General features: G+C 45.5%; 24 protein-coding genes, 1 tRNA gene and 5 pseudogenes. 20 read left to right on the forward strand and 10 right to left on the reverse strand.

Annotated elements, in window-relative coordinates; all coding sequences use genetic code 11:
• Positions 1 to 30 precede the first annotated feature (30 nt).
• Positions 31 to 261 (reverse strand): hypothetical protein, encoded by a 231-nt coding sequence (locus MHB46_RS24240; protein WP_025719727.1) that lies wholly within the window; start codon positions 259 to 261, stop codon positions 31 to 33.
• A 112-nt stretch (positions 262 to 373) separates the two neighbouring features.
• Complete coding sequence (locus MHB46_RS24245) at positions 374 to 1,039, reverse strand: cupin domain-containing protein (RefSeq protein ID WP_341163652.1); 666 nt, start codon at positions 1,037 to 1,039, stop codon at positions 374 to 376.
• 457 nt (positions 1,040 to 1,496) lie between these two features.
• On the opposite strand from MHB46_RS24245, the gene MHB46_RS24250 reads away from it, so the two are divergent.
• The 6 genes from MHB46_RS24250 to MHB46_RS24275 all read left to right on the forward strand — a co-directional run bounded on the left by MHB46_RS24250 (position 1,497) and on the right by MHB46_RS24275 (position 6,092).
• A complete protein-coding gene (locus tag MHB46_RS24250; RefSeq protein ID WP_165178363.1) occupies positions 1,497 to 2,150 on the forward strand; it encodes a cell wall hydrolase in 654 nt (217 codons plus the stop codon).
• A gap of 183 nt (positions 2,151 to 2,333) precedes the next feature.
• Entirely contained in the window at positions 2,334 to 2,684 is a 351-nt protein-coding gene (locus MHB46_RS24255) for a hypothetical protein (RefSeq protein WP_013311042.1), read from the forward strand.
• Positions 2,685 to 2,715: 31 nt separating this feature from the next.
• Positions 2,716 to 3,702, forward strand: coding sequence for a ketoacyl-ACP synthase III (locus MHB46_RS24260; RefSeq protein WP_341163653.1), 987 nt, complete (start codon positions 2,716 to 2,718; stop codon positions 3,700 to 3,702).
• A gap of 201 nt (positions 3,703 to 3,903) precedes the next feature.
• Positions 3,904 to 4,452, forward strand: coding sequence for a GNAT family N-acetyltransferase (locus MHB46_RS24265; protein WP_341163790.1), 549 nt, complete (start codon positions 3,904 to 3,906; stop codon positions 4,450 to 4,452).
• 133 nt (positions 4,453 to 4,585) lie between these two features.
• A complete protein-coding gene (locus MHB46_RS24270) occupies positions 4,586 to 5,689 on the forward strand; it encodes a glycerol dehydrogenase (RefSeq protein ID WP_023989402.1) in 1,104 nt (367 codons plus the stop codon).
• A 187-nt stretch (positions 5,690 to 5,876) separates the two neighbouring features.
• On the forward strand, positions 5,877 to 6,092 hold the full coding sequence (locus MHB46_RS24275) for a hypothetical protein (RefSeq protein WP_165178361.1): 216 nt from the start codon (positions 5,877 to 5,879) through the stop codon (positions 6,090 to 6,092).
• 72 nt (positions 6,093 to 6,164) lie between these two features.
• On the opposite strand, the gene MHB46_RS24280 is transcribed toward MHB46_RS24275, so the two are convergent.
• Both MHB46_RS24280 and MHB46_RS24285 read right to left on the reverse strand, forming a co-directional pair.
• Entirely contained in the window at positions 6,165 to 7,196 is a 1,032-nt protein-coding gene (locus tag MHB46_RS24280) for a glycosyl hydrolase (RefSeq protein WP_165178360.1), read from the reverse strand.
• A 31-nt stretch (positions 7,197 to 7,227) separates the two neighbouring features.
• Entirely contained in the window at positions 7,228 to 7,506 is a 279-nt protein-coding gene (locus tag MHB46_RS24285) for a hypothetical protein (RefSeq protein WP_069289956.1), read from the reverse strand.
• Positions 7,507 to 7,859: 353 nt separating this feature from the next.
• Here MHB46_RS24285 and MHB46_RS24290 point away from each other — a divergent pair, with 353 nt between their 5' ends.
• From MHB46_RS24290 to MHB46_RS24300, 3 genes are all read left to right on the forward strand, one after another.
• Positions 7,860 to 8,042, forward strand: coding sequence for a hypothetical protein (locus MHB46_RS24290; RefSeq protein WP_341163654.1), 183 nt, complete (start codon positions 7,860 to 7,862; stop codon positions 8,040 to 8,042).
• 54 nt (positions 8,043 to 8,096) lie between these two features.
• Positions 8,097 to 8,423 carry a YnfA family protein gene (locus MHB46_RS24295; RefSeq protein WP_023989398.1) on the forward strand — a complete coding sequence of 109 codons (327 nt, stop codon included), beginning with the start codon at positions 8,097 to 8,099 and terminating at the stop codon, positions 8,421 to 8,423.
• A gap of 95 nt (positions 8,424 to 8,518) precedes the next feature.
• A complete protein-coding gene (locus tag MHB46_RS24300) occupies positions 8,519 to 8,671 on the forward strand; it encodes a hypothetical protein (protein WP_165149143.1) in 153 nt (50 codons plus the stop codon).
• A gap of 76 nt (positions 8,672 to 8,747) precedes the next feature.
• On the opposite strand, the gene MHB46_RS24305 is transcribed toward MHB46_RS24300, so the two are convergent.
• Positions 8,748 to 8,936 carry a hypothetical protein gene (locus MHB46_RS24305; protein WP_341163655.1) on the reverse strand — a complete coding sequence of 63 codons (189 nt, stop codon included), beginning with the start codon at positions 8,934 to 8,936 and terminating at the stop codon, positions 8,748 to 8,750.
• A 130-nt stretch (positions 8,937 to 9,066) separates the two neighbouring features.
• Positions 9,067 to 9,225 carry a hypothetical protein gene (locus MHB46_RS24310; protein ID WP_013311032.1) on the reverse strand — a complete coding sequence of 53 codons (159 nt, stop codon included), beginning with the start codon at positions 9,223 to 9,225 and terminating at the stop codon, positions 9,067 to 9,069.
• Positions 9,226 to 9,473: 248 nt separating this feature from the next.
• Between MHB46_RS24310 and MHB46_RS24315 the strand changes: the two genes are divergently transcribed.
• Positions 9,474 to 9,559, forward strand: a tRNA-Leu gene (locus tag MHB46_RS24315).
• 75 nt (positions 9,560 to 9,634) lie between these two features.
• Here the strand turns inward: MHB46_RS24315 and MHB46_RS26290 are convergent.
• Positions 9,635 to 9,964, reverse strand: a pseudogene (locus MHB46_RS26290) (tyrosine-type recombinase/integrase); the annotation flags it as partial.
• A 333-nt stretch (positions 9,965 to 10,297) separates the two neighbouring features.
• On the opposite strand from MHB46_RS26290, the pseudogene MHB46_RS24320 reads away from it, so the two are divergent.
• Positions 10,298 to 10,635 (forward strand): annotated as a pseudogene (locus MHB46_RS24320) (cupin domain-containing protein).
• A 193-nt stretch (positions 10,636 to 10,828) separates the two neighbouring features.
• Here MHB46_RS24320 and MHB46_RS24325 read toward each other — a convergent pair.
• Positions 10,829 to 11,157, reverse strand: a pseudogene (locus tag MHB46_RS24325) (response regulator transcription factor); the annotation flags it as partial.
• Between the two features lie 1,231 nt (positions 11,158 to 12,388).
• Here MHB46_RS24325 and MHB46_RS24330 point away from each other — a divergent pair.
• From MHB46_RS24330 to MHB46_RS24365, 8 genes are all read left to right on the forward strand, one after another.
• Positions 12,389 to 13,018: a YkoP family protein gene (locus tag MHB46_RS24330; protein WP_341163656.1), complete on the forward strand. Its 630-nt coding sequence runs from the start codon at positions 12,389 to 12,391 to the stop codon at positions 13,016 to 13,018.
• Positions 13,019 to 13,159: 141 nt separating this feature from the next.
• The gene (locus tag MHB46_RS24335; RefSeq protein WP_341163657.1) at positions 13,160 to 13,798 is read left to right on the forward strand and encodes a YqaA family protein; all 639 of its coding nucleotides are present in this window, start codon (positions 13,160 to 13,162) and stop codon (positions 13,796 to 13,798) included.
• Positions 13,776 to 14,297 carry a phosphatase PAP2 family protein gene (locus MHB46_RS24340; protein ID WP_341163658.1) on the forward strand — a complete coding sequence of 174 codons (522 nt, stop codon included), beginning with the start codon at positions 13,776 to 13,778 and terminating at the stop codon, positions 14,295 to 14,297. The genes MHB46_RS24335 and MHB46_RS24340 overlap by 23 nt, the downstream gene beginning before the upstream one ends.
• A 24-nt stretch (positions 14,298 to 14,321) precedes the next feature.
• Positions 14,322 to 15,488, forward strand: coding sequence for an MGDG synthase family glycosyltransferase (locus MHB46_RS24345; RefSeq protein ID WP_341163659.1), 1,167 nt, complete (start codon positions 14,322 to 14,324; stop codon positions 15,486 to 15,488).
• A gap of 30 nt (positions 15,489 to 15,518) precedes the next feature.
• Entirely contained in the window at positions 15,519 to 16,220 is a 702-nt protein-coding gene (locus MHB46_RS24350; protein ID WP_307346722.1) for a polysaccharide deacetylase family protein, read from the forward strand.
• Positions 16,221 to 16,242: 22 nt separating this feature from the next.
• Positions 16,243 to 17,376 carry an MGDG synthase family glycosyltransferase gene (locus MHB46_RS24355; RefSeq protein ID WP_341163660.1) on the forward strand — a complete coding sequence of 378 codons (1,134 nt, stop codon included), beginning with the start codon at positions 16,243 to 16,245 and terminating at the stop codon, positions 17,374 to 17,376.
• A complete protein-coding gene (locus tag MHB46_RS24360) occupies positions 17,373 to 18,599 on the forward strand; it encodes an MFS transporter (protein WP_341163661.1) in 1,227 nt (408 codons plus the stop codon). The genes MHB46_RS24355 and MHB46_RS24360 overlap by 4 nt, the downstream gene beginning before the upstream one ends.
• Before the next feature lie 31 nt (positions 18,600 to 18,630).
• Positions 18,631 to 18,951, forward strand: coding sequence for a hypothetical protein (locus MHB46_RS24365; RefSeq protein ID WP_341163662.1), 321 nt, complete (start codon positions 18,631 to 18,633; stop codon positions 18,949 to 18,951).
• A 215-nt stretch (positions 18,952 to 19,166) separates the two neighbouring features.
• On the opposite strand, the pseudogene MHB46_RS24370 reads toward MHB46_RS24365, so the two are convergent.
• Positions 19,167 to 19,663, reverse strand: a pseudogene (locus MHB46_RS24370) (IS30 family transposase); the annotation flags it as partial.
• Between the two features lie 2,224 nt (positions 19,664 to 21,887).
• Here MHB46_RS24370 and MHB46_RS26295 point away from each other — a divergent pair.
• Positions 21,888 to 22,154, forward strand: a pseudogene (locus tag MHB46_RS26295) (IS110 family transposase); the annotation flags it as partial.
• Between the two features lie 52 nt (positions 22,155 to 22,206).
• Here the strand turns inward: MHB46_RS26295 and MHB46_RS24380 are convergent.
• Positions 22,207 to 22,366 (reverse strand): helix-turn-helix transcriptional regulator (locus tag MHB46_RS24380; protein ID WP_341163791.1); only part of this gene is annotated, 160 nt, incomplete at its 5' end.

Raw genomic sequence — 22,366 nt, forward strand, 5'->3', positions numbered from 1 at the left:
CTATAGACAGGAACGGACAATGGATCAGGATTAAATTAACGCAATCGCCAGCAGGGTGAACAGGCTCAAAGTTAAGATTTGATTCCCATACCCGTAGCCAGGATAAAAGGCAGACGTTTGTACACGTCCGTTCCGTTCTGTTTTTAAGTACACATTATTACGATCCACATCCATAATGGTTCCTTCGTACTGTTTTCCGTCAATGGTGAGAATACGCACCTTTTTATTCATGCAGTTCAAACAGTTGTAGTAAGCGTCCATTCCATCACCCCCTCTTATACATTGGCATTTTATGAGAGGGACGGTCTTATGGTAACGGCGAACATACAGGGAAAAGGTATTCCCTCCAACTTAAGACCTGACTAGAGTTAGCCTATTCTTGATAGGGATTAAAAGAGAAGCCAGGATATCCGTTAGTATAGGCGTAATCTCTTTGGGGGACGACCTGATGGTGTGATGAAGCATCAGCAAGCCTTACATGTATCCCTGGTTTTCGGGGGGGCTGCTGCTTGCAGTCATTGGGAGGACCGATGATGACAGGTTTTTTAATAGGGGCGAGCGCTTCCTGAACCTTATTCTCATCCAGGCAGTAAGTATGAGCCATAATATTATTTGGCGTTAGGCGCAAAATGTCAGATCCCAGTATGAATTCAGGGGTCGGGGCATCAAAAATCGTCAACAAATGAGTGTTATCCATCGTGGCGACCAGATAATGCCACCATCCTTGAGGGACGTTAGCCACTTGGCCAGGTGTGATCGGAAAATGTCGTAATTCGCGGGTAAAGGGGTTAATCAGTGACACGGTTACTGCTCCTGAGATGCAGTAGACCAGTTCTGTGGCATTTTGGTGATAGTGAGGCTCCACAACATTAGCAGTGCTGAGGCGAATATCCAGCAGCGATACATTTGCTAATGTATTCAGCTGCTGGATCGACAGCTCGTTGATCGAATTTTGAGCATCCTTCTGAAACAAAACATTGTCGCTTAAATCATAGGTGAATTGTACAGTAGGAGAGGTGTAATCCATATATGAATTCACGCGTCGTTTCCAGCCTTTCTGTTAATCAAGATTTGATGATCGTACGCTACTCTATGCATACGCCCATATATGTGTGCGCGCAAATGTGATTTGAATTAGTAGAAATCAGGCTCCGATCCCGGGTAAGTTGAAGCGAAAAATAGCGAAAAAAGTCACGTATTCAAGTGTGGTCAGAACATGATCCATTGCTTTTAATACACGTCATCCCTTTAGGGATGGCGTTTTATTTGCTTGGGTAGTCTTAGGACCAGAGCCGGATGATACGTAAATGCGGCTTGTGGTATACTGCAACGGACGTGTGAAAGCATGATTGTCCCATTCCGTATGTAGCCACGCGTCATTTCTGCAGCTAGGCATAAGTTATGTCATAAGAAACATCATCGGATAAACGTCCCTGAGTTGTACAGGCCGGAATGCTTGCACCGGACAGAACATGAAAGAGGAGGTTGTCTGGAATATGAAAAAATTATCTATTTTAATCCTGTCCTGCGCATGTATGTTAGGTACTGTATTGTCAGTCGCACCAGGACAAGCACAAGCACAAACGTCAGCTTTGAAGAAAGGGATTCAAAGCGAACGGGTGCTGGAGCTTCAACAGCAGCTTCATTCGCTCGGTTATTTCAAGGCTGGGTTTACTGGGTACTATGGTTCTCTGACCAGTAAAGCGGTGGCTCGTTTTCAACGAGATAACGGTCTGACACCTGATGGAGTAGCCGGAGCGGCAACACAAGCCAAGCTGAAATCCTTCGGAGAGGTGCGCGTAACCGCGCTGGATCAACTGGCTCGTATCATTTATTCTGAGGCGCGCGGAGAGTCGTTTGAAGGTCAAGTGGCTGTTGGCGCTGTCGTATTAAACCGTGTGCAGTCCGGCGAGTTTCCAAGCTCGATCCCGGACGTTATTTTGCAGCCTGGCCAATTCACCGCTGTACAGGATGGTCAATACCGCCTAAAACCAAACAAGACGGCATACCGTGCAGCCAGACAGGCACTTAACGGTGCTGATCCGACTAATGGGTCCTTGTTTTATTACAACCCGGCCATTGCCACAGCCAAATGGAGTAAAAGTCGCCCGGCTGTCATCTCACTCGGTCGCCATACGTTTACGAATTAATTGCACATGAGAATACGCAAATTTCCAGCCGTCAGTTGCTTCTTCTAGGAGCAGTGACGGTTTTTTATATTCACAAATTTGTAATATTTTAGTGGTGATTTATCTGATTTAATATTAAAAATTCTACCTATTATTCCGATACTCTTAATAGACAAAAAAATGAAATCAAAGGAGTCTTTCTAAATGAGTCAACATCCTTACACTATCGAAGTAGATCAAGCCATGAAAACGGTACATATGGCGGTGAATGGAGTTTTTAGCCAGGAGGAGTATGATAGCTTTGTAAAAGATTATGTAGCCAAAACTTCATCCATTCAGGCGTCCAGCTTTACACTCAAGGTAGATTGTACCCAGATGGCACTTTTGGGTCCGGGAGAAGTGGAAAAATTGAAGGGCTCATTTGTACGTTATAAAGAAACTGGATTTACCAAAGTAATCTTTGGCATCAGTCTTCAACAAACCATTATTAAAATGCAGCTTGGTCGAGTAGCACGTGAAGCAGGATTAAATAACGTAGATATTGTCGTACAATAATGCGCTGACGTATGTGTAAGGGGGAAACCTGATGAGCCATATCAAAATAAAAGCACTGGGTGTGTACCATCCGCCCCATTCGTTGGATAACGAATATTATGTTCGCCATTTTGACGAGCGGGGCAAAGATATTCGACGCTTCATGGAGCATATGGGTAGAAAACAGCGTTATATCATTGATGATCCGAACGAAAACGGCCTAACAATGGGAATTGCAGCTGCGCAAAAAGCTCTGGAACAGGCCGGTATGACAGGCCGTGATGTAGATATGATCGTGTTCTCCACTCAAGTTCCTGAGTCACTGTTTCCGATGAATGCTTTGTTTGTTCACCAGGCGATTGGGGCGAGACATGATGTGGCCGTGATGGATTCCAACGCGAATTGTGCAGGGATGACAGTCGCTGTCGATCAAGCCAGTCGGTCAATGCTATCTAATCCTGACGTGCGGACAGCGCTTATTATCGGTTCAGATTATAATTCACTCATTTCCGGTCCGGAGGATGAGATTACTTATGCGAACTATGGAGATGCTGCATGTGCGGTTATTTTGGAGCGTACAGAAGAAGACACCGGTTTTATAGATTCGATGTATTTTACGGACCCAGTCAATATAGATAAAATTTTGTACCCGGCTCAGGGGTTAGCGGCAACACTCCAAAGGAATGCTCCCGGAAAATATATTCAGTGGCTTCCGTTTGACGCCAATATGGCCTTGCCTCCTACATTTGATCTGCTTGAACGCATTTTAAAAAAGAATGGGCTGACGCCTCAGGATGTACGGGCTTATTGTCTGTCTCAGTTCTCGTTAGCAAATGTATTGAAGATTCAGGATCACTTGGAGCTAGAGGATGCCCAAATGATTTATGTGGGTGATCGATATGGTTACACAGGTACCAGTAGCCCGTTCATTGCGCTATATGAAGGTATTGAATCGGGTCGTATCCGGCGCGGTGATTATGTGCTGTTCTGGACGATTGGAGCTGGATATCAGCTGGTTGCTATGTTGTTTAAATATTAGTTATGCGAAGACCTTGCAGCTGTAAGGTCTTTTTTGTGTGTCACACAATGACAATTGTAATGATTTGGTTGTGCTATGTTTGATTATTTTGTAAAATTTAAACATTGAATTAAAAGGGAGAGCTTATATTGCGGACATCGGATAGCATGACAATTATGACGGAAAACATGGCACACAATTCATAATAGGAGCTGAAGAGTCATTAAGATCGAAAATTTATTTTATGGGGAACGAATAAAATTGGCCGCAGTCAGGGAAGAAGATGCCGAGGTGATGTTCAAATGGGGTGAGGATGCGAAGTATCTGCGAAATGTAGATACGGATTTGGCGCTCCCCTACACGTTGAAACAGATGGAGTCAGAAGGATCTCCCCGCTCTAACGAGGTCTATTTTCGATTAAGAACATTGGCAGATGATGTCTTGATCGGATTTGTCGCTATCCACGGGATTGAGTGGAATAATCGCAGCGGACAACTGGCAATAGGTATAGGTAATACGGATTACCGCGGCAAGGGCTTTGGGGCAGAAGCGGTACGGCTCATTCTTCGTTATGCGTTTTATGAGCTTAATTTGAATCGGGTCGGCTTGGATGTGATTGAGTACAATACGCAAGCGATCCGAACTTATGAGAAGGCGGGGTTCCAGTTTGAGGGTAGAGTTCGTTCCGCTGTTCTTCGTGATGGTAACAGTTATGATCGTATCATGATGGGTATCCTGTATTCTGAATGGAGCTCGACTGTTCAAATATAATAGATACACAATTTGTTCATAAAATATTCCATAATAAGCCTTTTAATAACGTGAAAAGAGGTTTATAGTTAAGGGGTCACATGCCCAAATCATTATTAATTTGAGTATGAGTCAAAGCTGAGGAGGAATTTACATGGCAAACGTTGTAAGGTCCGTTACTTCACCCAAGAAATTTATTTCTGGACAAAATCTACTCTCGTCGTTAAATGACTATATTAAGGATTATGGCGATAAAGCCTTTGTCATTTGTGATGAGTTCATACTTGAAAGGGCCCAAAAGGAGGCAGGTGCTTCGATTGAAGCAGCTGGTAATCAGGTGGTCTTCGAGAAATTTCAATATGAATGTACAAAAGAAGAGATTGATCGTAACCGCGAATTGGTGCGTAAACATGGTTCGAACATTATCATAGGGATTGGCGGGGGAAAAACATTGGATACCGCCAAGGCAACGGCTTATTATGAAAAGCTGCCTGTTGTTATTTTCCCAACGATTGCTTCTACAGATGCTCCTTGTACCGCGCTTGCGGTTATATACAAAAAAGATGGCTCTTTTGATGAATATCTGTTCCTGCCTACTAATCCAGACGTTGTACTGGCGGATACAGGCATCCTGGCAGCAGCGCCTGCACGTTTCTTTGCAGCTGGAATCGGTGATGCACTGGCCACTTATTTTGAAGCTCGTGCCTGCTATCAGGCCAATGGAGATAACCTGGTTCTGAACAAGCCTTCCACTACAGGACTGGGACTTGCTCGTCTTTGTTATGATACGTTGCTGGAAAATGCTGTGAAGGCCAAACGTGCTGTGGATCGTAAAGTATATACTCGTGCGGTTGAGGATACGATTGAAGCTACTATTTATCTGAGCGGTGTTGGTGCAGAATCAGGTGGATTGGCAGCAGCACATGCCATTCATAATGGCATGACGGCTGTTCCTTCGCTCCATAAAGCACAGCATGGTGAGAAAGTTACATTCGGTTTGTTAACCCAGCTAGTGCTGGAAAATGCACCGAAAGAGGAACTGGAAACCGTGATTAAACTGGTGAAGGATGTAGGCCTTCCGTTGACGCTTCGTGACTTGGGTGTAGAGGAATTTGTTGAGGCTGAATGGCGCCAAGTGGCTGAAGCTGCTTGTGCATCGAATGATACAATGGTCAACATGCCGTTCCCGGTTAGTCCTGCTGACGTGTACAATGCAATCATTGCAGCGAATGCAATAGCAGAATCCTATCAAGAATAGTTTCTTCCTAAATCACGAAAATGGGTTTACAAAAACGGGTCTGTCACATCACTGGCAGACCCGTTTCGTTTACGTGCACTAACTTGTGAAACAAAAGAAGGGTACCAGGGACTTATATCCTATCTTGTTCTGACCGATATACATGTAACAGGGAAATTAGGTTGGTTACACAGCAGGAGGAGATTTGATGTTGGTGCATGGTAGAACACGTAGGGGTAACTTGTACATCCATATGTCCAGCGGTTTTCACAAAATTGGAGATTATCGGGAAGAATATTCTGTAGCACCGGGTGATCGGCTGATGTCTAGACTGTCCAAGCGGATCTACACCATTGTATCCGTACATCTTGGTGAAGAGGCGTATGCCGATATTGATCTAGAAGAGGTTATCAGAAATAGTTAGAGAGCTTTATTTGGATTTAGTATAAAAAAAGCTTCCACTTTGCTCTTAGAGCGAAGTGGAAGCTTTTTTCTTTCAGCGGAGGGACTCATGAAGAAGGTCTCGTGTGATGATATTATTTTGGTTCATAAAATGTCTGATTGCTGCTTGTGAATTGGTTGCAGACAGCTCCTTTCCCCATGTCATGGCATAGGCCCAGGCTGGCTGGTTTTGCAGCACCTTCGCACTCGGCAGAATATCACTTTCTCCGATTCCTATAGGCTTGCCCTGCGCAAGCTTTAGCAATTCAGTGTAATAGGAGGATTTATAATCATTATTATAGATATCAGCTGCAAGAATATCTACCCGGTTAATACCTGGGAAGGACAGATTATAGGGAGTGCTATATGCGTTTGGGGCATTGGGACTCCATACCCACAACAGGTTATCCAGATGATGGACATGAGTGAACCGATCATACATTAGATTCCACAACTTAGCGTAATTTTGCTTGTTCCCCCACCAAAACCAGTTGCCGTTCATCTCATGATAGGGTCTCCATAAAACAGGTACATCCGCGTCTCGTAAAGTCTTAAGGGACAGAGCCACCTCATCCAGATCGGCGATCAGTTGTTTATATTGCGGGGTACCCGGCGTGATGTAACGATTAAATTCAGCTTGAGTTATTTTTGCTTGTACATTTTTCCACGTTTTGGGTGTGCCCGGTAGCGCCTGATGGAAGGTAATAGCTACAATTCCGCCGTCCTGACTCCATTGGATAGCACTATTCATAACATGCTGACGTTGCTCTTGTAGGGCCGTACGGGACTGATTAGCTAATCCTCCAAACTCATAGCCGTGAAGCCCTGCGTATTGTCCGCTGATTTGTTGTAGCTTGTTATTTTGTTCATCCGGTGCCTCTAAGTAATCATGCTGCCCGGAAATTAGCATATCATCCGGTACATTAGATAGGTAGGCAAGTAATTGCTTGGCTTTGGCAGAGGCCTGAACATTAATTGGCGGGGCGGCATCGGCAACAATGAATGATTGCTGAGAGCCGCTGAAGAGTAAAACAAGCATTAGCAGTAGCACCCTCTGTAACCAAAAGCGTGTTGAGTGAGATTTCATGGCGCTCCTCCTTTGATGCATGGTAATGGGATTAGTATTTTTCTTTTTGCTTTCTAAGCTGTATATAGGCGCTAATAATAATCACCAGCAGACTAATCGTGGCCCATCCATTAAATTCCTGTGAGTGTATCCAGTTGTCCCATACAAGGAAGCCTAAAATTACAACGAGCAAACCCATTGCAAGATACATTTTGGTTTGTGCTGGACGTTGGGTGCGTTTTGAAATCCAATGTATGATGCCGAAAACGATGGCTGCCTGAAATAAAAATATGCCCATTATCATTAAACTTGCTATAAAGATTGGGGACATCGGTATCCTCCTCCTGGGTTTACAAACAGAATATGCAGGTTGTAACCGGGATGTGGATTCTTGGATGTGAATTTAATTACAATTGGAGTAAACATTTGAGCGCTGGTTACGATCTTGAACAAGTTGACTAAATTATACCATAACTACCGTCCTGCAATGAAAGACGTCTAAATACCCACTCTACCTTGATTCGACATCATACTTTATATTCAGCGAAATATTGACATATAGATGTACACTTCACATAAATGAAGATGCAATCAGAAATATGTGGTAAGTATATGCATAAAAGCACCGCGAAATCGACGGAAAATTTTGGTATGATTAAAGTGGATTGAAAAGGAGGTACTCTTATGAATGAAGAAAACAGACCATTCTCTAGATCAGCAGATGCTGAAGGAGCCAAAGCGAACTTTGATGCCAATCAGCTGAAGCTTCACTCCGAGGGAGTGCCTAGCTTATGGCGTCAGGTTAGCAACCTGCTGATTCTAGTTGGCGTGATTGCATTGATTATCATTTTAGCTCGAGTGCTATAATTGAGATATCCAAAAAAACGAAAAGAATTCACGAAGAATTAGGGATGTGAAATGGTGTTAAAGGCAGCTTTACTTTTTATATTGGCTGGCATCGCTGAAATTGGAGGAGGATATTTGATTTGGCAGTGGCTGCGTGAAGGGAAGACATGGTATGTCGGACTTTGCGGCGGAGTAATTTTGGCTGTGTATGGAATCATTGCTACCTTTCAGGTTTTTTCCTCCTTTGGGCGTGTATATGCAGCATACGGAGGTGTCTTTATTGTTCTTTCCATCGCATGGGGCTGGTGGATTGATAAAAAGACACCCGACTTGTACGATTTCATTGGTGGATTGATTTGTTTGGTCGGTATAGCTGTAATCCTGTTTCCGCGATCAGGGTGATAGGACGAAAAACCCTTTTTTATTTTCGAAAACATGACTATAGGTCTAAAAAAATAAGCTTCATATTCCGAAATAGAACTTAAGGAGGGGGTTCTATGAACTGGAATCAAATGAAGCTTAGATTGAAATTTGGCAGTACTATGCCGAAGAATGAAGGTAATTTCTCTTTTGGTATCATGTGTGGACTTTTAATCAGCATCGTGCTGTGGATCTCGATTATTGGCTGGATCATGCTGATCTTTAAGTGATTTTACGAAATCACTGTACATATCAAAACAAATGAATTAAGGACTGCTCGCAAACCTGTGTCCTATTACCCATGCTTTATTTTGTGAAATCGTTACGTAACTTGTCTATCCCGCGACCTATGGCTTCATCAATCATATCGGTAGCAGCAGGTGTATCTGCATCGGTGTCAGGAATGCGATTAAATCCTGGCTCGCGGTTGTCCAGGGATTGTTTATGTTTGATTTGATCGTCAGTACGATTCTTTTCAGAGTTATTATCTCTCATAGCACATCACAGCTCCTTTTATTAGGTACATTCAGCTTCTATACTTTACATAAACGCTTGTGCTCCAGACTAAACGTTGATAAAAATAAAACCGGGGGGAAGTAAATCCCGCCCGGCACTTCCCAAACAACTAGCGATGCTCAATCAGATCAATCGCCCCCAGAACAACATGAGCCAGTCCGAAACCGAGAATGCCTGTAGCTGCAAGTTTGTACTTACTGCTCAGCAACACAGCGCCTGAAGCCGATACTACCGTTCCAAGAACAGCTGGAATCATACCTTCACGCATTCGTAACACCCCTTCTGGTAGTTTGGAAAGACGTTTATTAGTGTAATTCAAATGTGCACAAGTTATACAAAAAGAGAAATTTATTATTTTTTTTAAAAAAACACTTTACAATTCGATAAAATTATCGTATTATATGTTGGTGCCCAATTGAACGACATTTACATAACGAGAACACTTCTTAATCAGATGTATGTTTCTCAGATACTTGTAAGACAAGTAAGTGTAAAGATTAGCGTTCCTAAATTTATGCCGGGGTGGCGGAATTGGCAGACGCACAGGACTTAAAATCCTGCGGTAGGTGACTACCGTACCGGTTCGATCCCGGTCCTCGGCACTATGGTTTTTCTCTTGAATCCCTTGATTATCAAGGGATTTTTTATTTTTAGTGATTGAAATCATGACATGCATATCACAGGGAGCGAGCGCCTTTTTCGCTCTTGGGGACGGATTGGGGACGAACTTTTGGATCGAAGACATCGAGGTGTGCTGTTGTTTTACGACTAAGCTTCTTGGTGACGTGAGCATAGGTATCTGAAGTCACCTGAGATGTGGAATGTCGCAATCGATGTTGAATCTCCTTGATAGATGCTCCCTGGCCAAGCAAATACGTTGCATTTGTATGGCGGAGACCATGAAATGATACATTACGGAAGCCGTGCCGCTCACACCAGTTTTTCCACTGCTGGGACGGCGTTGTATGGTAATAGGGTTTCCCTGTACCTGAATGAAAAACAAAGTTGCGATCCCCGCCTTTCCATGTCCCATTTGCCTTTGCCTCAACTTTAGTTTAAGTATGCCTTTAACATGGACGGCCAGTTCCTCCATATACCATTGCGGCATATCTACATAATCGTTAGATGCTTCATTCTTGGTATCTGTAATGTCCGCCTGGCCATTTTTGGTGCTGTCAACCGAACACTGGATTTTGTCACCATCGACTATGGACGGGGCGCAACAAGGAAGGTGAAATTGGACTCAGGATACCAGAAGTAAATTAGACCGTAAGGGCTTAAGCCTTTGCGGTCTTTATTGTAGGTGTCTAAAGTTCTAGACTGAAAAATAAAGTAATAGTCTGAATGAGAAATTATCTAAGTTCAATGAACATTGGTCTCCGAAAGTCATTGGTGAAATGAATGACTATCAATTTAAATTGGTCAAGATAGAATTTGTATGGCACGATCATCAAGATACCGACGAGGTGTTTGTCGTGCTCGAAGGGGAGATGTTCATTGATTTCCGCGATGGCCAAGTAATGATTTCCCAAGGAGAGATGTTTATTGTACCAAGGGTGTCGAACACAAAACTTTCGCTAACCAGGAGTGTCATATCATGTTGGTAGAGCCCAGGGGTGTAGTAAACACTGGCGAGACTGAGTCAGAATTAACAGCAGTCAATGATATTTGGATCTAATGCATTTAGCTTCAGTTCGATTACATCGTTAAAGCAACGGGAAACGATAGTTCAACTTCACTTGCTGCTATGACGAAAACCGGATTCCCCTGTAAGGGTCCGGTTTTTTTCTGCAACGCATTGCTTAGAATACGATTTTTTCCGTTTCGTGAGGTGACCCCTATATCGTGAGTACCATCGGGAAATTCTCCAGCTACACTATATTCTTCATTCGCGCCATTTCTAATGCTTCTTCACGATTGTTGACGCCGAGTTTCGAGTAGAGAATCGAGCAGTAATTGCGGATCGTTCCCTCGATAAAAATAGCTTGACGGCAATCGATTTGTAGCGCAGTCCGCTCGACAGATGCTCCAGAATCTCCATCTCGCGTTTCGTAAGCCCGTACGGGTAGTTTCCCTGACTTGAACCGATTTTCTCCAACTGCTCACGTTGACGCTTCATCTCTTCGAAAACTCGCGTAGCGACCGATTGGTCGATCCAGGTTCCTCCATTATAAATAAGTTTCAAGGCTTCCTTCATCTCAATTTCCGAATGATTCAGACCTATCATGCAATATAACTTCCCGATCCGTCAAGCGAAAGAGGGTGGGGTAACAGCGGTTAGAACGTAGCTTAGCAAGCACGTCATATAAGACAATTGACAGTTTGTCATGCAGTATATGTGACAGGTCCAAGTACGATGTCATCAAAAGCTTGGCGGTTTTATCACTGTTCGATTTAACAATATCGGAGGTAAGGTGAGGGGGTAAAGCAGAACAACATTCTAAAATAATAGGAGCGATTGCGTTATGAAATCATTCACCATTCGAAAAGGAGTTGCACTTACTTTAATAGCTATATTGGAGACGGATTCCTAACGCTGCTCTTTAACGATTTGCTACTTCTGGGATTTGGACTCACGTTCTTATTCAGCTGTATATTTCTGACAGGCGGTTGGTTGTTTACCAGGAGACGGACGATCTAAATACGCCCTTGAGGCAGGGGACGAATCAAAGTTCTTTGACTTGTAATTCAATCAAAAAATGCGGGAGCGGTCACCTTAGGGGAAACCATGGATAATCAGAGAAAATTAAGAAAAGAAATCGCCCCCCCTACGAAACATCGAATATCAGAATTAGTATATGGCAGATTTCAATACCATGCCTCTCTGGCAATAGACGCAGAACTGAACGAATTGTTTAGCTTCGGCCGTAAGAGGGCGACGAATCCTTAGGTTGCAGGGTTTGTTGAAGAAGATGTCTATGAGGGGACTTTCCGTCATTTTCCCGGCACGCGCTGCACACTGCTTTAATTGAAGGTTCCCGATCAGCATCGTACCGATGTGATTCGGATCATCCGGACTTTTCAGAAGGAGAAGCCATCCTATCGGCATTACCTGATTTGATTGTTAGGAGTGCAAATGAATTTCAACTAGCATGTAACGAAATTATTTTTGGTCGCACTTATATATCAAATTAAACTTGAGCGATTAGCGATGTGCATCAAATTGAGTGACGGACCCCCCGACCCCAAACGAAATTAACCTTTTCTTAAGAATTTCTTTACGTTTAATTATGCTTTATTTTTCATATTTAATGTATCCGGCCCCGTCTCAAGACGGGCCACCAACCAGTACCTCAGCCCGTATGCTCCTTTGGTTAAATCCTCTATCATAAAGTTAACAGAAATAAGGAATTAACATAGAAATATTATTTCAGTTTGACAATTTCAATAAAATTCGTCGATTAAAATAAGAATGAGGGATGGTTGGATCAATGTTGCTTCGTTTACGCAAATCTTCAATGCAGGCGGCCTGGATGGTGTGGGAAAGAGGGTTCGATTGGATTTCACGCTTTCGCGGCTCGCATACATCGCACTTTGGAATTTGCAAAGTCATGATTAAGAAACACCGAGGGGAGAGTATCGTCTGTGCGGACTCCACCATCATCGATAAAGGCGATCTGGTCGGGGAACTCCATCTCAATAATGAAACGATTCTGACGCTGATCAAATCCGAAGACTCAGACCGCGCGGCGCTCATGACGGCCCGGCTTACACGGAAATCCATGCAGCAGATCAGCGAGGCATTCGCAAGTCAGCCGGAGTTCAGAGAGGTGAAGGCGTTAGTCGGCATTACGCTGCTTCATCGTGGTTTGATACATGGTCTTGGTTTCGAACAACAACCGATGAAGTCCGATCTGTTCCAACGCATTACAACGGCTTATCTACGATTATTGTTATCCGTCATGCACCCTGAAGGCAAGAAGCGGATTGGCCGCAAGACCGAAAAATTGATACCGATGATGCTGATTCACTCCCGCAGCTCGCTGAGGAACCGATTTATGACGGTGAAGAGACACTCCGTTTCAAAGGAGTTATGTCTACCCAAATCAAGCTCCAATTAATTAAAACAAAAGAAACTAAGAGCGTGGTGAGTAAGTTCTTGGAGGGCGGTATGGAGTTGGAACACAGCGAGTGGAAACCCATACCGCCCGGAGGCAACCTATTTTTCATCATGCTCTGTAACAAAGGCGGGATAGGCATTCATGGATAAAATTATGGAATTTTTACAGAACTTCGGAGCGACGGGACTTTTCATTCATGCTATGCTCGATGCGATTATTTTCCCCATCCCGGCGTTCTTCCTGCAGCTTTCTTTAAGTGCGGTGCAACCGGAGTCGGCTTTATGGCTCGCTACGGTTGGCTTTGCAGGAAGTCTGCTTGGAACACCGATCGGTTATGGGATCGGCAAGGTGTCGGGAAAGCATGTTATGGGCGGTGTAATGAAGAAAAAATGGCTGGATTCGGCAAGCGACTTATTTGCCCGCCGCGGCGAGGCCGCAATCCTGATCGGATCGTTCACTCCGATCCCGTTTAAAATATTTACGATTTTATCCGGATACATGAATTATCCGTTATGGAAGCTGCTCAGCTATGCGGCCATTGGCCGGGCGGTGAAGTTTTATGTAGTCGGTTTTCTCTTCTATATATATGGACGCGCGGCAGAGAATATGGTGAACCAAGTTCTCACGATTACGCTGGTGGGAGTTGGTGTAGCGATTGCGGCAATATGGTTCTTGATACGGAAGCTGTGCGAGCGGAGGAAGATAAGGGATGAACATCAACTGATCGAAAAAACAGGGAATGGAGGCGGAAAACAGGATGCAGTGGATAAGACGAATTGATCAAATGATGTTCTTCTGGTGCAACCAGCGGCTGAGTAGTCGGGCAATGGACCGATTGTTCGGATGGATTACCCATTTGGGCGGAGCTTTGTTTACCATCATTTGCGCAGTGTCCTTGGCATGGTTCGCCGAGGGGGAGTTCAGCAGAATCGGGCTGCAAAGCTTGATCGCACTGGGCGTTAGCCATATCGTTGCTGTCCTGATCAAGAGAAAGGTGCGCAGAGACCGGCCTTTCCGCAAGCTGGAGCAGGTGAAGGTAGGCAAATTCCCGTTGAAGGATTATTCCTTTCCATCCGGCCATACTACCGCTATTTTCGCCCTGGTTACACCTTTTATGTTGGCCTCATCGCCGGCAATTATGCTTGTCTTGATTGGTCTGGCCTTGTTGGTGGCCATATCCCGGGTTTATTGGGGCTATCACTATCCGATCGATTGTGTGGCTGGTGGGATGGTCGGATTCCTAACGGCGGTGCTGGTTGTTTTGTTCATGCATAGTTAAATTTCACGAGGGAGGCGATTGTTGATGAATAGCATGAAACGGGAAAAGCTGCTGATTCTGTCCGGCGCGCTCGGGGATGGACATATGCAGGCGGCCAAGGCGATTTTGGAGGCATCGGTGCTGTACAAACAGGGAGTAGAGGTGGTCGACTCCATGCAATGGATCCATCCCCGCATGCATGTGGTTGAACGGTATTGCTTCCTGCAATGGGTGAAGTATTTTCCTTCCTCATACGGATATATGTATCAGAAGACCCGGACGGACAGTACACTTACTTTCTTCCTGAAGCATTTTCTCACGACCAGCCTGCAGCGGCTGCTCAAACTTCTGAATGAGGAACAGCCGACGTTGATTGTCAGCACGTTCCCGCTGGCATCAGCCGCCATTTCCTTGCTTAAGGAAAAAGGGATGACGGATCTGCCTGCGGCAACGGTCATTACCGACCATTCCGATCACAGCTATTGGATACATCCGTCTACGGATCTGTATCTGGTTGGCTCCGAAGGCGTGCGTGCAGCTCTGCAGAGAAAAGGCGTTGCTGACCACAAAATCGCTGTAACGGGCATCCCTGTTCGCCCATCCTACAGTCAGCATGACAATAAAGACCGGCTGCGCGAGAAGCTAGCCTTGGCTCTTGACGCCTTTGTCGTGCTGGTGATGGGCGGCGGCTGCGGGATTATCGATAAATCCTTCATCGAGCAAATGCAATCTGACTCTTTTCCCCCTAACGTGCAATTTGTCATTGTGTGCGGACGCAATGTGAAGCTGCTGTACCGTCTGCGTGAAGCATTGGGAGACAGGGATAACGTCATACTGACAGGCTTCCTGGAGGGAATCCATGAATGGATGGCGTCCGCAGACGTATTGATTACCAAGCCGGGCGGACTGACGACCTCCGAAGCGCTGGCGCTTCAGCTTCCCATGCTGCTGCTGGAGCCACGGCTGGGGCAGGAAAAGGATAATGCCGATTATTTGATTCAAGCGGGAGTAGCGTATCTATGTCAGATTGACAATTTGCAGGATCAGATTCAGCGGCTGGTTCAACAGCCTTCCCTATTGGAAGAAATGAGGGAGAAGACAGGGTTGTGCAGACAGCAGGATTCCGCCAGACATGCGGTCATGCAAATTCTGAGCATGCAGAGCGATACACAGGAAGAAAAATGGGTTTGCTCCTTGCAGCAGTATGCTTAAGCTTAATTTTCACTAAGGGGGATAAAGACGTTGCTTGTTAAATATTTGTTGATTGGGCTCATAGGATTCATCAGTCTGTATATGCTAATTCCCAGTTTTCTACCACGAATGATCAGGTTTGGAGCCTTTCGTAAGGGAACGACCAAGAACCAGGTAGCGTTCACGTTCGACGATGGGCCGCATCCGAGGTATACACCGGAATTATTGGATTTATTGCAGGATTATCAAGTGAAGGCCACATTCTTCGTGCTTGGCTCACAGGCGGAACTGCACCCGGATCTGATCAGAAGAATGGATCGTGAAGGTCATCAGATTGGAATCCACAATTACAATCACATCTCCAATTGGCTGATGCTTCCCTGGACGGTGCGGCGTGATCATATGAAACGGACCGCAGATATTATTGAATCCATAATTGGAAAAAGGCCGGATCACTATCGCCCGCCTTGGGGGCTCATGAACGCTTTCGATTTCTTTCATCCCAAATCGTACCGCATCGTACTCTGGTCCTTGAAGGCGGGGGACTGGCGCAGCAGAAGCTGCCGCAAAAAGCTGAAGGCAACGCTGCTGAACGGAATTACGGACGGATCTGTTATTTTGCTGCATGACAGCGGAGATTCGCCGGGAGCGGACCGTCACGCGCCATATTTTATGCTTCGGGCTCTGGAGGAAGTACTGCATCAATTACAGGGACGCAACTTGCAATTCGTTCGTCTGGATGAAATGGCTTGACAAAGGAAATGAGGTGACAATAGTGAAACAGGAACCGCAAATTTTAATTTTAACGGCCGATTACGGAGAAGGTCATCATCAGGTGTCCAAGGTGTTGCAGCAAAGCTTGATCCGCAATGGTTATAGCCAGGTGGCGGTTGTCGACTTGTTCCGGGAAGCTTATCCTGTGCTGAACAAAATAATCCGCTATCTGTACCGGCAAAGCCTGTATGCAGCCAGCCTGGGCATTCCCTATTACGGATGGACCTACCATCTGACCAACCAGCTTCCCATGAAGGGAAAGATCGCAGCCTGGATGAACAGTCTTGGCGGCGATAGGCTCAAGAAAATCATCCTCCAGTACCAGCCGGAAGTCATCATTTATACATTCCCGTTCGGCAGCTTGCCAAGCAGTGAGGCATTATCTGCGATCCGTCCCCGGACTGCTGTTGTCATAACGGACTTTGATGTTCACCGAAGATGGCTGTTCGCCAAGCCGGATCATTATTTTGTCCCTGCCAGCGACGTGAAAGAGGCCATGGTCAGGCAGGGCGTTCCCGAGAGTCGTATTACCGTGACCGGAATTCCGGTCAGGGAGTCATTTCATGATGCGGCAATGAGCGGTTCCGGCTCCATTAAAGAAGCAGATGAGCATGTGATTCTGCTTATGGCTAACGTCTGCGGCACATTGCATTCGTTATCGAGGCTCATCGGGAAGCTGCTGCTCTTGTCAGGCGTCCGCATTCAAGTGATTTGCGGCCGGCAGGAAGGATGGAGACGGAGGCTTACGGAGAGCTGGGAGGATGATGCAAGAGTGGATGTATTCGGCTTCACCGATCAATTGCATGTTCTGATGAGCAGCGCCTGCTGCGTAGTCACGAAAGCGGGAGGCGTTACACTATCCGAAACGATTCAGGCCGGGGTTCCAATTTTCATCCTAAATCCGTTTCTGGGGCAGGAGAAGGAAAATGCCCTGTATTTGCAGCGCAAAGGAGCGGCAGTCGTGGCCTTTACGATTCATGATCTGGTGTTGCAGATACAAGCGATGATCTCCTCTGAGCAGATCAAGCAGTCGATGATGAACGGGTTGCTCGCAGCAAGGCAGAAAGCGGCTGCGGACCATATTGTCCGGCATTTGTTTCCGGAGGCAAGTCCCTTAAGAAGGAGTGGAATATGATGAGCGGGAGGAGCGCGTTCAAGCTTTCTACTCTGACGCTGTTCACGGTGCTTTTTTGCACAGAGTTTGTCCGAAGCGCTTTCTTGTTCTCGTTCCTGCCGAACTTTGCCGTCAACGAGTCGGGGCAAACCGTTGCTTTGGTCGGTCTTGCCGTCTCGCTTCATTATACAGCCGATACGCTGATTAAATGTGTGGCTGGATATTTGCTGGACAGGTTTTCGCTGCGCTGGCTGCTGCCCGCCACTTTCGTCCTGATGCTGTCCGGACTAGCCGCCGTGTTCTTTAGTCCGTATGCCTGGGGGCTGGTTGCCGGTTCCGTGATGCTTGGGATGGGGGCGTCGCCTATATGGCTCATTTGTCTGGAGAAAGTCCGGCTGACGGAGCGGGCAGCCCAGATGGGGGCGATATACACCGTGTGGCTGGCCTGCATCGGTCTGGGGCCGGTCACAATCAATCTCACCTTCGATTATGGCTTCGAACCTGCCTTCCGGCTGATGGTTGCGCTGCTCGCCGTCGGCTGCATCGCATCGTTCGGGATTAACAGAACAACCCCCTTGCATCTCCAGAACGTCAGCTTTTCCGAACAAGCGGCAGGACTGCGAAGAAGGCTCGTTCAGCTGAAATGGCTGCTGCCAGGCATGGTCCTGCAGATGACCGCTGCGGGACTGCTGCTGCCGATACTGCCCGGTTTTGCCGCTGACCATCTCGGTCTGAGCCAGCCGCAATATTCGCTAATGCTCATATTAGGCGGGGCCGGCGCGATGCTGTTTCTTGTCCCGATGGGAAAGCTGGCCGATCGATGGGGGCACAAGCAAATGCTGTTCGCCGGTTTCGTATCGCTTACGGTCGTATTGGCTCTGTTAGTCGTATCCATGCCGCCGCCTGCATTAACGATGCTGTTTGCCTTTATGCTGGGATTGTCTTACTCAGCCGTGCTTCCGGCCTGGAATGCGGTGCTGTCGTACCTTGTTCCGGAGGATCAGAAGGGGACCGGGTGGGGAGTACTCTCCGGGATTGAAGGGCTCGGTATTATGATTGGCCCGGTCATCGGGGGATGGATAGCCAGCCAGTATACGAATGCCGCTGCCATTAGCATCAGCGCTGCTTTACTGGCGGTTCTTGCACTTTTTTATTTGATTTTGCCGCAAAACAAGCTTGTCTCGGCTGGCGGGACTTTGCAGCACAAGAGGGAGAATGCTCATGGACCTGATCGGGTTAGTTGAATAATTGTTTCACGATTATGGATACCTGGTCTTGCTCATCGGCTTGCCGCTGGACTGCATCGCGCTCCCCATTCCACCGAGTACACCTGAAATCCAAGCCATCGAAAATCATCACGATACAAGCCTCAGTTCATCTACCTCAGCACAAGAAGCTGGTGAAGGTGCCGATTTTAATTATGATTCTTTAAAGGATTACATTGCCTATGGTCTAACTTATGATAAGAAAGAGGACAGATTTCTCTTCCATGACAAGCAAGTCAGATTGTTTGTTGATAAGGATATAAAAAATGAAGGTAGATCAAATAATTTTTACTATGATGCTAAAGGTAAATCCGATTTCAAAGGTGATTAGAGACGATAACAATAAGATAATCAAAATAACGGAAGTTAATGAGAGTGAGTTACAAGCCTTAAGTAAAACATTTGGATTTATAATAACTGATGGAAATTTACGGTTTGAATAATTAGATTCATTATATAAGCTACTGAAAAAGCTTTAAACCGTAAAAGGTGAAAGAAAACCAGTGAAATGATGGTTTTCTTTCACCTTTTTTAATAGACGGATTGTCAAGACAAGTACAACAGTTCCTCCTGAAACGATTCGTGAGAGGACTTCCATCTTAAGTTTTTCGGGGGGCGGTTGTTAATCAGGGCGAGAGCCTGTTCCAGATCAGCATCTGTCACCTGAGCGAAATTATGACCCTTTGAGATGAATTCACGCTCAAGACTTAGCATTCTCGTTGGAGTCTCGTTGCCAGGATGAGTACGGGTCGGCGAAATAGACACCCACGCCGTACAGCCGTTCCAACTCTCTGTGACAGACGAATTCTTTCCCTCGCCCACGGTCGCGCTCCGAATCGCAGACATCGGATACTGAGCCGCTAGTAAGCCAAACGCGATCTTCATCGATAATGCCGTGCGATCGTCATTTAATCACTTGGTAAAAACGTGTTTTTGCCTCCATGATGTGTCGACGCAAGCTTACTCTTCCCTCGGCTGGAAACGACCGTATCCAGCTCCCAGTGATCGAAGGTTTTCCGGCTGCGGATCGTATTGGGACGCTGCAAATCAGGCCGGGTATTATGAATCGATATCAGGAAAAGAGCATAGTAGACAAGAAGACGCTTTGGGTGCAAACAGCGGTACTACTAAATACAAACATAGGGGGAAGCTGAAATAAAAAGCAAGAGATTATCCGGCTCTACCGTATAGGGTGAGGCAGGTGCAAAAAAGCAAAGGGAGTTATGCAGGAATAACGATGAAATAGAAAGAAATATCATTGATGACAATTTTCTTTTCAAAGGAGATTATTAATTTCAAAAGCATACAAAAAGACCCCATCGAAATTATACTTCCTGTGCATGACATTCATGTTCCCTCTTACTTTTCAACACCATCATTTGATAAAATAAAACGAGCCGCCGAATACTATGACTTGCACGGCCACTTCATGCCTATTGTCGTTTCATTTCATTATTCCAGGTGGTATGTTCGTGATGGATATACGATTTATTGGCTACTAAAAGGTTTGGTTTAGAACAAGTCGTGATTCAGTACAGCCAGCATTTTCATTTTACAAACGAAGATTTACACGAGGAAGTTGCTGCTACCCAACAAATGCCGTTGCAACGGAGAAAGTAATCACTATTTATCAAGTTTGTCCCCTAATTGATATTGAAGTAGGTTTAGTTTTTATATGAGCGTAAGGAGTTTGAAATTCATAAAGCTAATATTAAACAGTAAATTTGATACTAGAAAGGATCAGATTTACTGTTTATCCATTCCGCTCTACATGTAAAAGTACCTTTTTACTTGTGAGTCTTTAGCGTCCGACCCTTAAAGAGAATGTAGGACAGATCATTTTTGATAATTTTATTATTCTCTAACGTTTTCACATAATCTATATTATATTCGCGAGTTACAATTTTCATCCTTATCAACAGGCCAAGTACCAGCGAAGCTGACACCACCCGCAAAAGTAGTTGTTACTATATGTAAATTTAATTAATAACCTTGTTATACTCCCTACTGTGCATTGTAATGACAAGCTTTAGACTTTCAACGACTTATGGCTACGAGGATGGCCAAGCGCTGCAACGCGGATCTTCGTAGGCGAGCTGCAGCACCCAACCAAAACATCGTGAGAATTCTTCTCTCCATGCCATCGAATCATTTTGCATGAAACCAATCTGCAACTGATCTGCCACATATGGAGCAGTGGGAGGAGGCTTATTAGATTGGGTCGCAAGCGGAAGATAAGAACTATTATGGAGTGTTTTCCAGACCCGTTCCGTCATCCCATTTGCTACAGATCGTCGTTAAAACCGGCATTCCTTTTTTATTATAAATAGTTCCGACTGTGGCCAACTTGGTTTAAACTCTTGAATCGATATCCCTCCAGCTTCACCCCTTCAGGGTCGAAGGAGTCTTTCCAAACTCGTTTCAAGATCGCATAAAGTTTCTGATTCACCTCGCCCAGACAGGTCCGCCGAACATGACCTGTATTTAGTCTAATGTGGTTAAGATATTGTTTCTCCTCCTGGAAGCTATCCGCTGCTGTTCGTTCAGGATCACGCTATTCCTCGGCGGTTAACTCCTCGATGAGATGCAGAATAGTTTCGCGTACGAGTTCGTCCATTGAGTCGAAGAGCCTTCCGGTGAATGGACACTCAATCTGCTGATAAATCCGGATAACGGCGTGTTCTTCTTTGTGGGGGTATAAAATTCAGAACATGGACGCTTTAGCGGCCTCGATGATGTCATCAGAAGGCCGTTGCAACTTCAGTGCCAAGGCTGTTCAAGTAATTTTCCCAACACTCTTCTGCAGATTTGAGCGGATACTCTACAGTTTCCTGCTCTTGAGAGACATCTGCGGCGGGTCTGACATTATCCGTAGTAACAGAAGCGGAAGGACGGACTGATAACTGCAACCGAGGCTATGCGACAGATCGATATGAAGAGGACGACTTTTTACCGACGAGTCAGAGAAGTCGAAGAGTAAGGGAGTCAGAAAGCACAAGAAGCAGAAACTGAAGTTTAATAACAGTTGAAGGCAAGGCATTAATATATTCGGCATCATCGCCTTTTAAGCTCACCTACAATCCTTAAACTAAAATAAAAAAAGAACCAACCACAAAGAACTGGTTGATCACATAATACGAACGGGCAGCATTCCTATTATGTTGAAATAAGAGGTTTCAGAATGAAAAAGACTCCTTGGTATGATGTAAATGGGTCCATGATGCTGGCCAGCGACTGGATCCAAAAACAAACCAAGGAGAGTACAAGATGAATTCTACTCAAAATGAACGTATTAATCAAATCACTTCTTCTACCTTATTATCGGTGTAGACATCGCTAAATTCAAACATGTCGCCCGGGCACAAGACTACCGCGGAGTCGAGTTCGGAAGGCTATTACGTTTGAGAACGACCGTGAAGGCTTTGAATTGTTCGTTAGCTGGTTCAGAAAGATTGCTACGGAGAAGGGTTTCAGGACGTCATCGTTGGCATGGAACCGACCGACCACTACTGGTTGAACCTGGCCCATTTTTTGAAAGAACAGCACGTGACCCCTATAGCGTGAGTACCATCGGGAAGTTCCCCAGCTACACGATATTCTTCATTCGCGCCATTTCTAATGCTTCTTCACGGTTGTTGACGCCGAGTTTCGAGTAGAGAATCGAGCAGTAATTGCGGATCGTTCCCTCCGATAAAAATAGCTTGGCGGCAATCGATTTGTAGCGCAGACCGCTCGACAGATGCTCT

It is taken from the genome of Paenibacillus sp. FSL H7-0703 (genome assembly GCF_038003485.1).
GTDB lineage: Bacteria > Bacillota > Bacilli > Paenibacillales > Paenibacillaceae > Paenibacillus > Paenibacillus polymyxa_B.

Excerpts from the sequence above, each read along its gene's own strand:
- MHB46_RS24240 (WP_025719727.1), bottom strand. The coding sequence starts at position 261 with ATGGACGCTTACTACAACTGTTTGAACTGCATGAATAAAAAGGTGCGT.
- MHB46_RS24250 (WP_165178363.1), top strand. The coding sequence starts at position 1,497 with ATGAAAAAATTATCTATTTTAATCCTGTCCTGCGCATGTATGTTAGGT.
- MHB46_RS24255 (WP_013311042.1), top strand. The coding sequence starts at position 2,334 with ATGAGTCAACATCCTTACACTATCGAAGTAGATCAAGCCATGAAAACG.
- MHB46_RS24260 (WP_341163653.1), top strand. The coding sequence starts at position 2,716 with ATGAGCCATATCAAAATAAAAGCACTGGGTGTGTACCATCCGCCCCAT.
- MHB46_RS24270 (WP_023989402.1), top strand. The coding sequence starts at position 4,586 with ATGGCAAACGTTGTAAGGTCCGTTACTTCACCCAAGAAATTTATTTCT.
- MHB46_RS24275 (WP_165178361.1), top strand. The coding sequence starts at position 5,877 with ATGTTGGTGCATGGTAGAACACGTAGGGGTAACTTGTACATCCATATG.
- MHB46_RS24280 (WP_165178360.1), bottom strand. The coding sequence starts at position 7,196 with ATGAAATCTCACTCAACACGCTTTTGGTTACAGAGGGTGCTACTGCTA.
- MHB46_RS24285 (WP_069289956.1), bottom strand. The coding sequence starts at position 7,506 with ATGTCCCCAATCTTTATAGCAAGTTTAATGATAATGGGCATATTTTTA.
- MHB46_RS24290 (WP_341163654.1), top strand. The coding sequence starts at position 7,860 with ATGAATGAAGAAAACAGACCATTCTCTAGATCAGCAGATGCTGAAGGA.
- MHB46_RS24300 (WP_165149143.1), top strand. The coding sequence starts at position 8,519 with ATGAACTGGAATCAAATGAAGCTTAGATTGAAATTTGGCAGTACTATG.
- MHB46_RS24305 (WP_341163655.1), bottom strand. The coding sequence starts at position 8,936 with ATGAGAGATAATAACTCTGAAAAGAATCGTACTGACGATCAAATCAAA.
- MHB46_RS24310 (WP_013311032.1), bottom strand. The coding sequence starts at position 9,225 with ATGCGTGAAGGTATGATTCCAGCTGTTCTTGGAACGGTAGTATCGGCT.
- MHB46_RS24330 (WP_341163656.1), top strand. The coding sequence starts at position 12,389 with ATGTTGCTTCGTTTACGCAAATCTTCAATGCAGGCGGCCTGGATGGTG.
- MHB46_RS24335 (WP_341163657.1), top strand. The coding sequence starts at position 13,160 with ATGGATAAAATTATGGAATTTTTACAGAACTTCGGAGCGACGGGACTT.
- MHB46_RS24340 (WP_341163658.1), top strand. The coding sequence starts at position 13,776 with ATGCAGTGGATAAGACGAATTGATCAAATGATGTTCTTCTGGTGCAAC.
- MHB46_RS24345 (WP_341163659.1), top strand. The coding sequence starts at position 14,322 with ATGAATAGCATGAAACGGGAAAAGCTGCTGATTCTGTCCGGCGCGCTC.
- MHB46_RS24360 (WP_341163661.1), top strand. The coding sequence starts at position 17,373 with ATGATGAGCGGGAGGAGCGCGTTCAAGCTTTCTACTCTGACGCTGTTC.